The organism is Streptomyces lancefieldiae (assembly GCF_031845825.1).
In the GTDB taxonomy this organism is placed as follows: domain Bacteria; phylum Actinomycetota; class Actinomycetes; order Streptomycetales; family Streptomycetaceae; genus Streptomyces; species Streptomyces lancefieldiae.
In genome coordinates this window covers 59,557-71,518 of record NZ_JAVRFH010000023.1, presented here as the reverse complement: position 1 = coordinate 71,518, position 11,962 = coordinate 59,557, and the positions used below count along the sequence as shown (strand labels likewise).

10 protein-coding genes are annotated in these 11,962 nt (G+C 69.5%); 9 read left to right on the top strand and 1 reads right to left on the bottom strand.

Features of this window, described 5'->3' with window-relative positions:
* Window positions 1–26 precede the first annotated feature (26 nt).
* From RM812_RS22385 to RM812_RS22355, 7 genes are all read left to right on the top strand, one after another.
* A complete protein-coding gene (locus RM812_RS22385; RefSeq protein WP_311575016.1) occupies window positions 27–1,073 on the top strand; it encodes a sugar kinase in 1,047 nt (348 codons plus the stop codon).
* Window positions 1,070–1,855, top strand: a complete 786-nt coding sequence (locus tag RM812_RS22380) for an IclR family transcriptional regulator (protein WP_311575015.1) — start codon at window positions 1,070–1,072, stop codon at window positions 1,853–1,855. The genes RM812_RS22385 and RM812_RS22380 overlap by 4 nt, the downstream gene beginning before the upstream one ends.
* Entirely contained in the window at window positions 1,852–2,271 is a 420-nt protein-coding gene (locus RM812_RS22375; protein WP_189228921.1) for a RidA family protein, read from the top strand. Before RM812_RS22380 ends, RM812_RS22375 begins: the two co-directional genes overlap by 4 nt.
* A 113-nt stretch (window positions 2,272–2,384) precedes the next feature.
* On the top strand, window positions 2,385–3,863 hold the full coding sequence (locus tag RM812_RS22370) for a GntP family permease (RefSeq protein WP_311575014.1): 1,479 nt from the start codon (window positions 2,385–2,387) through the stop codon (window positions 3,861–3,863).
* Window positions 3,864–3,938: 75 nt separating this feature from the next.
* Complete coding sequence (locus tag RM812_RS22365; RefSeq protein ID WP_311575013.1) at window positions 3,939–4,634, top strand: hypothetical protein; 696 nt, start codon at window positions 3,939–3,941, stop codon at window positions 4,632–4,634.
* Window positions 4,635–4,699: 65 nt separating this feature from the next.
* On the top strand, window positions 4,700–6,022 hold the full coding sequence (locus tag RM812_RS22360) for an Nramp family divalent metal transporter (RefSeq protein WP_311575012.1): 1,323 nt from the start codon (window positions 4,700–4,702) through the stop codon (window positions 6,020–6,022).
* A 144-nt stretch (window positions 6,023–6,166) separates the two neighbouring features.
* Entirely contained in the window at window positions 6,167–8,083 is a 1,917-nt protein-coding gene (locus RM812_RS22355; RefSeq protein ID WP_311575011.1) for a hypothetical protein, read from the top strand.
* Between the two features lie 73 nt (window positions 8,084–8,156).
* Here RM812_RS22355 and RM812_RS22350 read toward each other — a convergent pair whose 3' ends face one another.
* On the bottom strand, window positions 8,157–9,863 hold the full coding sequence (locus RM812_RS22350) for a chitinase (protein ID WP_311575010.1): 1,707 nt from the start codon (window positions 9,861–9,863) through the stop codon (window positions 8,157–8,159).
* Between the two features lie 385 nt (window positions 9,864–10,248).
* Between RM812_RS22350 and RM812_RS22345 the strand changes: the two genes are divergently transcribed.
* Together RM812_RS22345 and cpaB are read left to right on the top strand one after the other, a co-directional pair.
* Window positions 10,249–11,163: a hypothetical protein gene (locus RM812_RS22345; RefSeq protein WP_311575009.1), complete on the top strand. Its 915-nt coding sequence runs from the start codon at window positions 10,249–10,251 to the stop codon at window positions 11,161–11,163.
* An 84-nt stretch (window positions 11,164–11,247) separates the two neighbouring features.
* On the top strand, window positions 11,248–11,955 hold the full coding sequence (gene cpaB / locus RM812_RS22340) for a Flp pilus assembly protein CpaB (protein ID WP_311575008.1): 708 nt from the start codon (window positions 11,248–11,250) through the stop codon (window positions 11,953–11,955).
* Window positions 11,956–11,962 lie beyond the last annotated feature (7 nt).

Sequence of the window (11,962 nt, the reverse complement as noted above, 5' to 3'; positions counted from 1 at the left end):
CCGCCCGCGAGACGCGACCAGGAGCCATGACCATCGTGACCGTCGACGGACCCCGCAGCACCACCCCCGACGTCGTGGACGTCGTCGCGCTCGGCGAGTCCATGGTCACGTTCCTGCCCTCCCGCCCCGGCCGCCTCGCCGACGTACCCTCCTTCGACCGCGCCATCGGCGGCGCCGAGTCCAACGTGGCCTGCGTGCTCGCCGCCGCCGGACACACCACCCGCTGGATCAGCCGCGTCGGCGCGGACGGCTTCGGCGACCACCTCGTCGAGGCCGTCGGCGCCTACGGGGTCGACGTCTCCGCCGTGCGCCGCGACCCCGACCGCCCCACCGGCGTCTACTTCCGCACCGCCGGGGACCGCGCCACCGACGACCACGAGGTCGCGTACTACCGGGCGGGCTCCGCCGCCTCCGCGATGTCCGTCCGCACCATGGACCTCGACGCGATCCGCTCCGGACGCGTCCTCCACCTCTCCGGCATCACGCCCGCGCTCTCCGCCGACTGCCTGGACCTGATGCGCGCGCTGACCGCCCGCGCCCCCGGCCGGCCCCTGGTCTCCTTCGACGTCAACCACCGCCCCGGACTGTGGCGGGACGGCGACGGCCCGGCGGTGCTGCTGGAGCTGGCCCGCGGCGCCGACCTCGTGTTCGTCGGCGAGGACGAGGCCTGGGACATGGGCGGTCCGGAAGCCGTCCGCGCCGCGCTGCCCGAGCCCGAACTGCTCGTCGTCAAGCAGGGCGCGGCCGGGGCCACCGCCTTCCACGGGGAGCACGTCACCTCCGTCCCCGCCCTGCGCGTCGACGTCGTCGCCGCCGTCGGCGCGGGCGACGCCTTCGCCGCCGGTTTCCTCTCCGCCACCCTGCGCGGACTGCCCGTGCGCGAGCGCCTGCGCCACGGCCACCTGACGGCCGCCGCCGCCCTCACCGTCCCCGGCGACCTCGCCGCGCCCCCCGCCCGGCACCACGCCGACCGCCTGGCCGCCCTCGACGACGCGGCGTGGGGGACACTTCGACTCGGCCCCGGCTGGACACAGGCCGACGCGAGGGCCGAGGAGGAGGTACGCACACCATGAGCCAGACCGTCGACCGCGCGCTCAGCATCCTGCCGCTGCTCGCCGAGGGCCCCGCCGACCTGGGCCGCGTCGCCGACCGGCTCGGCGTGCACAAGTCCACGGCCCTGCGCCTGCTGCGCACCCTGCACGAACACGGCTTCGTCTACCGCCAGTCCGACCAGCGCTACCGCCTCGGCGCCCGGCTCATCGCCCTCGCCCAGGAGGCGATGGAGAACCTCGACGTCCGCGAGATCGCCCACCCCCACCTCGTACGCCTCAACGAGCGGTGCGGCCACACCGTCCACCTCGCCGTCTACGAGGAGGACGAGGTCCTCTACATCGACAAGGTGGAGAGCCGCTACCCGGTCCGCATGTACTCCCGGATCGGCAAGCCCGTCGCCATCACCGTCGCGGCCGTCGCCAAGCTGCTGCTCGCCGACCTCCCCGAGAACGAGCGCCGGGCCGTGGTCGAGAAGCTCGACTACCCCCTCTACACGGCCCGTTCCACACCCCACGCCGACGGCTTCCTCAAGGAGCTGGCCAAGGTGCGCGAACAGGGCTGGGCCACCGACCTCGGTGGCCACGAGGAGTCCATCAACTGCGTCGCCGCGCCCATCCGGGGCGCCGACGGCCGCGTGGTCGCCGCGATGTCGGTCTCCGCGCCGAACGTCGTCGTCACCGCCGAAGAACTCCTCACCCTGCTCCCGCTGGTGCGCCGTACGGCGGACGCCATCAGCGGCGAGTACTCCGGCAGGACCCCCGTGCACGACCCCGAGCACCACCCCGAGAAGGACACGGTATGACCGACAAGACCGAGAAGACCGCCCTCACCCCCGCGACCCACACCGTCCCCCCGGCGAAGTTCTCCCACGGCGTCAGGAAGGGCAACATCCTCCAGGTCGCCGGCCAGGTCGGCTTCCTCCCCCACGAGGAGGGCAAGGCCCCCACCCCGGCCGGCCCGACCCTGCGCGAGCAGACCCTCCAGACCCTCGCCAACGTCAAGGCGATCCTGGAGGAGGGCGGCGCCTCCTGGGACGACGTGATGATGATCCGCGTCTACCTCACCGACGTGGACCACTTCGCCGAGATGAACGAGATCTACAACGCCTACTTCGAGGAGCAGGGCCTCACCCAGCCGCCCGCCGCGCGCACGACCGTCTACGTCGGTCTGCCCGCCGGACTCCTCATCGAGATCGACGCACTGGCCGTCCTCGGCTGACGTCCTTCCTCCCCCGCCTGTCTGTGAACGGCACGGCGCCCTCCACCCCCGGGGCGCCGTGCCGCGCTCCTCCCTGCCCGAAAGCCGCATGTGTTTACCCAGAGGACCCCCGAATGTCCTATGTGCCCCTCCAGCTCGCCGCCTCCGAGACCCCACCGCACACCGGTGGCCTGCTCGCTCTGATCGACGGCACGGCGGGCCTGCTGACCGTCGCCGCGATCGGCATCGCGCTCCTGCTCTTCCTGATCATCAAGGTGCGGCTCCAGCCGTTCGTCGCGCTGCTCGCCGTCTCCATAGCCGTCGGCCTGCTCGCCGGCCTGTCGGTCACCGAACTCTTCGGCACCGTCCAGAAGTCCGACGCCGTCTCCACCATCGAGTCCGGCATGGGCGGCATCCTCGGCCACGTCGCCATCATCATCGGCTTGGGCACCATGCTCGGCGCCATCCTCGAAGTCAGCGGCGGAGCGGAGGTCCTGGCCTCCCGCCTGCTCGGCCTCTTCGGCGAGAAGCGCGCCCCCCTCGCCATGGGCCTCACCGGCCTGATCTTCGGCATCCCGGTCTTCTTCGACGTCGGCATCTTCGTCCTCGCGCCCATCGTCTACGCCGCCGCCAAGCGCTCCGGCAAGTCGGTCCTGCTCTACTGCCTGCCCCTGCTGGCCGGCCTGTCCATGACCCACGCCTTCCTGCCGCCGCACCCCGGCCCGGTGGCCGCCGCCGGACTGCTGCACGTGGACCTCGGCTGGGTGATCCTCATGGGCGTCGTCTGCGGCATCCCCGCCGTGCTCGCCGCCTGGGCGTTCTCCGCCTGGATCGGCCGCCGCATCTTCGTGCCCGTGCCGCAGGACATGGTCGAGGCGGCCCAGGAGGCCAAGCAGGCCGTCGTCGACGAGCAGCGCAAGGCCGGCGTCGCGCCGCACGAGAGCCCGGTCGCGCTCGGCACCGTCATCGGCATCATCGGCACCCCGCTGGTCCTGATCCTCGCCGCGACCTTCTCCTCCATCGCCCTGGACCCCTCCACCGCCCGCTCGGTGATCGAGTTCTTCGGCAACCCGTTCGTGGCCCTGACCATCGCCCTGTTCCTCGCCTACTACCTGCTCGGCATCCGGCGCGGCTGGTCCCGCAAGTCCCTGGAGACGGTCTCGACGGCCTCGCTGAAGCCGGTCGGCAACATCCTGCTGGTCGTCGGCGCGGGCGGGGTCTTCGGCGCCGTCCTCAAGGGCAGCGGCGTCGCCCAGGCCCTCTCCGACACCTTCAACGACGTCGGCCTGCCGGTGATCGTCCTCGCCTACCTGATCTCCCTGGTGCTGCGGGTCGCCCAGGGCTCGGCGACGGTGGCCATCGTGACGACGGCGGGCATCGTGGCCCCGCTGCTCGCCGAGGGCGACCACTCCCAGGCCTTCGTCGCCCTGGTCATCATGGCCATCTCGGCGGGCTCGATCTTCGCCTCGCACGTCAACGACGGCGGCTTCTGGATGGTCGCCAAGTACTTCGGCATCAGCGAACGGGACACGCTGAAGACGTGGACCGTCCTGGAAAGCGTGCTGTCGGTCGCCGGGTTCGCGGTGGCGGCGGTGCTGAGCCTGTTCGTGTAGGACGCGTGTAGGCATCTGATAACGAAGTTGGGGCTGGCTGTGTCCGGCACAGGTCCGTCGACCATACTGCCCGCTGTGGAGCAGCGCAGAGGATCGACCAGCCAGCCCCTGGAAGGCGCCGGATTCGACCCGGCCTTCATCCCCGGGCTCACGCCCGTGCCCGGTGAGCCGGAGGACGTGAGACCGGCGAAGACGGAGGTGGAGGCCGACGCGGAGACGGAGTCGGAGACCGGGACCGGGGATGTCCGCGACGCGGAGCGGACCACTGTCGGGGACACGTCCGCCGAGGAGCCCGCCGGGGACTCGGCCGAGGAGTCCGCCGGGGACTCGGCCGAGGAGTCCGCCGGGGACTCGGCCGAGGAGTCCGCCGGGGAACCGGACGAGGAGGCCCCCGACGGCCCGGTGTTCGAGGCGGCCGACCGCCGCGCCCGGATCGTCGCCGACCACAAGGGCGTACGCCTGTCCCTCGACGACCAGGCCTGCGAGTTCCGCTGGGACGAGGTCGGGGCCGTCGAGACGGAGACGGGACGCTTCGGCAAGCGGTTCACCGTCACGGTGCACACGCCCGACCGCCGCTGGTACCCGATCGAGATCGAGGCGACGTCCAGGAGCCGCTTCAAGGAGTGGGAATCCGCCCTGGACGAGGTCCTGGACGCGTACTTCGAGGACGACGGCACGAAGGACGCGCCACGGGACGAGGGGCAGGAAGACGTGCGGGACGAGGCGCAGGCCGAGAAGGTCGGTGCGGGTGACAGGGCCGACGCCGAGTAACCACATCGCGTGAACATGCGCACGCCCTCTTGCCCCACCGGCGGCCATGGGCTTGGTTGACCCCCATGGCGGACACCACGGGCAACATCACGGACACCGGCACACCCGACGCGGCCGACGCGGCGCCCCGCAAGTCCAGTTGGCGCTACATCGGGCCGGGCATCGTCGTCGCGGCGACCGGTGTGGGCGCCGGTGATCTCGTGGCCACCCTCATCGCGGGCAGCAACTTCGGCTACACGCTGCTGTGGGCGGCGGTCCTCGGGTGCCTGGTGAAGATCTCCCTCGCCGAGGCGTGGGGCCGGTGGCACCTGTCCACCGGCCGCACGCTCTTCGAGGGCTGGGCGAGCCTCGGCCGCTGGACGACGTGGTTCTTCGCCGTCTACGTCGTCGTCTGGGGCTTCGTCTACGGCGCGGCGGCCATGTCGTCCAGCGCGCTCCCGCTCCAGGCGCTCTTCCCGGACGTGATGGACCTCAAGTGGTGGGGCGTGGCCTGCGGGGTGGTCGGCCTGGTCTTCGTCTGGTTCAACAAGTACGCGGTCTTCGAGAAGGTCATGACCGTCCTGGTCGGCATCATGTTCGTGGTGACCGTCTACCTCGCGATCCGCGTCACCCCCAACCTGGCCGACGCGTTCGCCGGCCTCCTCCCGGTCCTCCCCGACGAGAAGGACTCCGTCCTCAACACCCTCGGCCTGATCGGCGGCGTGGGCGGCACGATCACGCTGGCCGCGTACGGCTACTGGGTCAACGCCAAGGGCTGGACGGACACCGGCTGGATGAAGGTGATGCGCCTGGACAACCGGGTCGCCTACATCACCACCGGCGTCTTCGTCGTCGCCATGCTCTTCGTCGGCGCGGAGCTGCTGCACAGCGCGAACATCGCCATCGCCGGCGGCGACAAGGGCCTGGTCCAGCTCGGTGACATCCTGGAGGAGGAGTACGGCACGGCGACGGCGAAGTTCTTCCTGATCGGCTTCTTCGCCACCTCCTTCACCTCCCTCATCGGCGTCTGGCACGGCGTCAGCCTGATGTTCGCCGACTTCGTGGCCCGGCTGCGGGCCGGCACGGCGGCGACGGGGGAGAAGGTCGCCTCCGGCGAACGCGAGCGCTCCTGGCCGTTCCGCCTCTACCTGCTCTGGCTGACCTTCCCGCCGATCGTCCTGCTCTTCCAGGGCCAGCCCTTCCGGCTGGTCATCATCTACGGCGTGCTGGGCGCGGCCTTCATGCCCTTCCTCGCCCTGACCCTGGTCTGGCTCCTGAACTCCGCCCGCACGCCCGCCGAATGGCGCAACGGCTGGCTGAGCAACGGCATGCTGGGCATCGCCGGCCTGCTCTTCCTCGTCCTGTGCGTGAAGCAGGTCTGGGACCAGCCGTGGTCGGAGTTCTTCTGAGCCGAGCGGGCCGCCGGCCCGTGGCGGAGGAGGCTGTCCGTAGGGGCAGACAGGACGGCCCTGGCGGCTCTTCCCCCTGTGTGTCCGGTCCGCTATGCAGGAGGTGCGTATACCCACGCACCCGCTCAACGGAGGACTGTCACGATGCACGAGTACGCACCCGGCCCGGGGCGTCGGCGCGGGGAGGAGACCGGACAGCCCACGGGGCGGGCTCCGGCGAGGCGGCCGGGTGCGGGGGACCTTCAGCGACTCGCGGGCCTCCCGGCCCCGGACATGATGGCCCTGCAGGGGCTCGCCGGGAACACCGCGGTCGGACGGGCCATGGCGGTGCAGCGGCATGCGCCCGACGCGCCCCGAACGGCTGGTCGGTCCGGGGGGAGAAGCGGTGGCGCGGTCCCGGTGCAGCGCGCCCTCCTGGTCGACCAGAAGGACTACACCGGTGAGTACAGGAAACAGACAGCCGGGCTGCCGGAGGAAGAGCACGGCGAGGTCCTGGAGGCGCTGTCGCATCAGGCGATCACCCGGTTGAGCGAGGCGATCCACAAGGAGTTGCCGGAGGACCAGAGGGAAAAGTTCCTCAATGAGAGCGAAAGAATCATCTGGCAGCTCAAGAAGGCCATCGTGGCCCCGATCGGTTACAAGGGCGAGCACCCCGTCCTGAAGGGCAAGGTCGGTGCCCATCCGGATTTCGGCGCCAAGAACCATGACATCAAGGTGAACGACTACCGAGAGCTTGCCCTGAATCTCATGGGCTGGGTCTACGCCAAGGAGAACAGGAAGCAAGAGAAGGAGGTCGCGAAGCAGGTCCAGCAAGAAGGGCACGTCGATGTGTTCTTGAACGTTCTGTTGAAGCGTATCTACGACATGTCCCGCCGTGAGATGCAGGATCGTTCCATGGGTGAAGAATTCACCGATGAGATGATGCGGAAAATGGATCACGAGCTCACTACCGGCCTGTCCGATCCGAATCTGCAGGATCTGGCGACCGACAAACAGGGAAATCTCCTCCTCGACGCCCAGGGTAAGCCGTTCCCGGACCCGAGGAAGTCGAACGCCCCTGTCGGCGCGTACCTCTCGCACTTCGCGTTCAATCCGAAGTTCGACGGCACCCCGCTGAAGTCACAGCTGATTCAGCAAGGTGGCCTCCTCGAGTTGATGAAGAACCCGGAGAAGTTCTCGTTCCGGGACAAGATGATCGGCCTTCACGACCTGAGTGAGTATTTCGGTCACTCGCATCACACCCCCAATACCCAGGGGAAGAGGTTCGTCGCCGAGATCGACAAGGTGGATTCCCAGAGCACCACGGGATTCGGTCCCAACGGTGAGCGACTGACCGACCTGCACCAAGAGAGTGACCGCGGTCAGATGACGCTGAAGAATCCTCCGGGCAAGGTGAAGGCACACCAGCCTTCGACGCGCAACGAGGATTCGCCCACCACGAAGCTGGCCCGCGAAAGGAACCTTCCCGTCTGGGCGGGCCAGTCCTACACGGCGGCCCGTATGTTCAAGCTGGCGAAACACAGTGGTGCGTCGACGGAGGAGATCGCCGCGGTCGCCTGGGGGATCTTCTCCTTCTGGCGCGTCAATTTCGACCACACGACTGAATTCGCGTACCACACGCTGCACGAAGTCATGGACATCGGGCAGAACTTCGGTGTGGCGTACGACATGGACAAGCCGTACGCGTCGCGCGAAGTACCCAACGTGGGGCGTGTCCACAAGCAGGTCGTCGACCTGTTGGCCTACGTGTCGAGTGCGTATGCGGCCGTGGACGGGGAGATCAGGCAGATCAAGGAACGTCCGGACCGCATGATGGTCGACACGGAAGAAGAATTCCTGAGCGGCGCCGAACAGGTGAGGGAAGCGGTAGGGGAGGTCGAGCAGTACCTGCGAGGCCGCTTCGCCGCGTTCGAGAGGTGGCGAGGGGGGAACTTGCCCGACGAGGACAAGACCGCTCTCATCAAGGACTGCGTCAGTACGGTGGGCGTCGTTCACCAACGCATGCAGGCACTGTCCGAGCGCCTGGCCGCCCTGCAACAGAGGTTCCGGGCGCACGGCTGAGTGGTCACTTCCAGAGGGAGGCCCTCCGCACGCGCCCGCGCGTACGGAGGGCCTCCCCGTTGTGCCCTCGCCGTTACGGCAGCGCGTGCACGTGCGGTCCGACCGCGCCCGACCAGCCGTTGCCCGCCGTCGCGTCCCAGTTGGTGGACCAGGTCATCGCGCCCCGCAGGTCGGGGTACGTCTTCGACGGCTTGAAGGAGCCGCAGTTCGTCGCCTTGGTGAGGCAGTCCAGGGCGGCGTTGACCACCGACGGGGAGACGTAGCCGCCGCCGGCCGCGCGCGTGGAGGCCGGGAGGCCGAGGCCGACCTGGGAGGGGTCGAGGCCGCCCTCCAGCTGGATGCAGGCCAGCGCGGTCAGGAAGTCCACGGAACCCTGGCTGTAGACCTTGCCGTCGCAGCCCAGCATCGAACCGCTGTTGTAGTACTGCATGTTGACGACCGTGAGGATGTCCTTCACGTTCAGCGCCGTCCGGAAGTACGAACCCGACGTCGACTGCATGTCGATGGTCTGCGGCGCCATCGTCAGGATCATGTCCGGACCCGCCTTCGCCGACAGGGCGCGCAGGGCCTGCGTCATGTAGGTCGCGTTGAGGCCGTTCTCCAGGTCGATGTCGACGCCGTCGAAGCCGTAGTCCTGCATGACGGAGTACACCGAGTTCGCGAAGTTGGTCGCGGAGGCCGAGTCGTTCACCGAGACGGTGCCCTTCTCGCCGCCCACCGAGATGATGACCTTCTTGCCGGCGGCCTGCTTCGCGCGGACGTCCGCCTTGAACTGGTCGACGGTGTACCCGCCGAGCCCGGCCGAGTCGAGGTTGAAGGTCACCGCGCCCGGCGTCGTGGTCGCGTCGGCGAACGCCACCGCGATGATGTCGTACTGGGAGGGTACGTCCGAGATCTTCTGGACCGTCGCCCCGTTGTTGAAGTTCTGCCAGTAACCGGTCACCGCGTGCTTGGGCAGGTCGCCGCCCCCGCCGTCGCCCGGCGCCGCCGTACGGGCCGTCACCGCCGCCGACTTCGCCGACTCACCGGCCGCGTTCGTCGCCGTGACCTGGAAGGAGTAAGACGTCGAGGCCGCGAGGCCGGTCACCGTGGCCGACGTGCCGGTCACCGCCGTCACCTTCGTGCCGTCGCGGTAGAGGGAGTAGCCGGTGGCGCCCGACACCGCGTTCCAGGCGAGCGTCGCCGAGGAGGACGTCGTACCGGAGACCTTCAGGCCGGCCGGGGCGGCCGGGACCGTGGGCTCCGGCTCGCCGTCGCCGCCGCCTCCGTCGGGGCCGAAGACGGACAGGTCGTCGACGTAGTAGGCCGACTGCCCGTACCAGCCGTGGGTGTACACCGTCACCGAGGACGTCGAGGAGCCGGTGGTGAAGCTCGTCGCCAGCTGCTTCCAGGAGGCCGAGTCCGGGGTCCAGGTCGACACGTCCGTCGTGCCCGTGCCCGTCACGCCCAGGTAGGAGTAGCCGCCCTGGACCCAGGCGCTCAGCGTGTACGTCGAGTTGGGCTTCACCTTGACCGTCTGGGCGCACCGGGCGTTGTCCTGCCCGCCCGGCGTCGCCTTCAGCGCGGCGGAGCCGGCGTGTACCGGGGAGGAGACGGTCGCGCCGCTGCTCGCGGAACACGTCCAGTTGCTCAGACCGGACTCGAAGCCGGCGTTCCTGGCGTTGTTGACGTCCGCGGCGGACGCCTGCCCGACGGCCGTGACCGTGAGGGCCAGGGCGGCGGTGACGGCGCCCGACCAGGTGCCGAGCCGTCGTCTGCGCCGAGTGCGTACGGGGTCCACTGGAGCCTCCGGTGGGGAGTGGGGAGTGGGGAGTGGGAGTGGGGAGGGGAGGGGCGGGGGGACGGTGGCCACCGTTGGGATACAAGGTGGTCCAGACCAATTGAGGGTGTCAAGAGGTAGGTCCGGACCAAGTTCGCCGCCGCGGACCGGACTTGGCGCCCCCTGAGACGGCCCCCGGAAGTCCCGGCGAGCGGTGGGAAAATGCTCAACCTGCCCCGGTTTGCAGCACCTTGTGCCCCACAAGTTGTTCCAGAGCTACAGAAACGCTGTTCTCCGGTCACAGACGCGTGGATACAGTGCTCAGGTAGTCACGCAGTGAAGTCATCCGGGTGGGCCGGAGTAACACCGGTCAGACCCACGGGCATGGGGAGACGGGGAGCCGCGCGTGCCAACTGCCATTGCCGTGACCAGTGCCGACCTGGCACTGCCGCCACAGGACGAACGGACGCTGCCCGCGGTCGTGCTCCAGGACGTCGACCGGCGCCCCCTGGAGCAGTCGCTGGCCGACCTGCAGTCACTGGTCGACCAGCACGGGCATGTCATCGTGGTGTGCTCCCAGGCCGTCTCCCCGGAAGTGGAACGACGGCTGCACACCATCCGTTCCCTCCTGGAGACCGACCGGATCGCCCTGTTCCGGCCACCCCTGCCCCCGCTCGGCCTCGCCGTACTCGCCCGCCAACTGCGCCAGCTGGCCTCCTGCGACCTCAGCCCCGGCGTCCTCGCCTCCGCGGGCCGGCTGCTCACCCACTACATCCACTCCGGCGCGCTGCTGGGTTCCGTCGCCCGGCTCGACCACGTCCCCGTGGGCCTCAAGTCGCACGCCAAGTCCTGGATGCCCGGCAGCCAGTTCGGCGTCGTGGCCCACCCCGTGCCCCAGCTGGTGAGGATCGGGCCGGAAGCGGCCCTCGACGGCCCCGAGTTCGGCACCTGGCTGCTGGTCGCCAAGGGCCAGTTCCCGTCCGACTGGGTCACCGGCACCCTCGCCCCTTCCTGGCACGTGCAGGGACTGCGCGAGACACCGCTGCCCGCCGAGTCGCCGGGCTGGTGGGGGACCGGACGACTGACCGAGTTCTGCGCCTACCTGCCCGACCTCTCGGTCCTCTACCAACTGGTCACGTCGGTGCGGCAGAGCACGTGTCACTGGTGCGGCATCGAGGTCATCGGCGACCGCTGCGTGTTCTGCTCCGCGACACCACCGGCCCACGACGCCCAGCGCGACGCCCACCGGGACGCCCCTCCCGGCCACCGCCGGGACCCCGCCCTCGGTCGTCGCCGTGAGAGACGAGCCCTCACCGGGTAGGTCCGTACCGCGCCGCTCGTACCGCTCAGCCCGCCCGACGTCCGTTCCGGTTCGACCGATTCCCCCAATGAGGTTGCACGGCACATGAACTCCCGTCAGCGCCGCGGCATCATCCTGCTGATCCTGTCGGTCCTCTGCGCCCTCGGTGCCTTCGCCGGCGTGCTGTTCGTCATCAACGACGTGCAGTCCAAGGTCGGCCCCGAGGTCACCGCGTACCGGCTCAAAGCCGATGTGCAGCCCTACACGCCCCTCGGCGCGACGCAGTTCGAGAAGATCGAGATGCCCGAGCGCTGGCTGTCGGAGAACGCCGTCACCGACCTCGCCCAGGTTCGCGGCAAGATCGCCGTGACGACGCTGAAGAAGGGCTCGGTGCTGCAGAGCGACATGATCGTCGACCAGCCCGCCCTGCAGCCCGGGCAGCAGGAGGTCGCCATCATGATCGACGCGGCGACCGGTGTGGCCGGCAAGATCACGCCGGGTTCCACCGTCAACGTGTATGCCACCTTCGAGGGAGAGCGTGAGGGTGACCCCGCTCAGTCCAAGATCATCGTAACCAACGCGAAAGTCATCGACGTCGGCGACCTCACCTCCCTGAAGCCCGACGAGAACAGCCGCGACCGGGAACCCACCGACGCCGTCCCCATCACCTTCGCACTGTCCACCATCGACGCCCAGCGCATCACCTACGCCGAGTCGTTCGCCCAGCGGGTCCGGCTCGCGCTGGTGGCGCCCGGCAGCGGCACCACGGTCCCGGACAAGGACCGGACGTACGAACTCGCGAAGGACAAGTGAGAGCCCG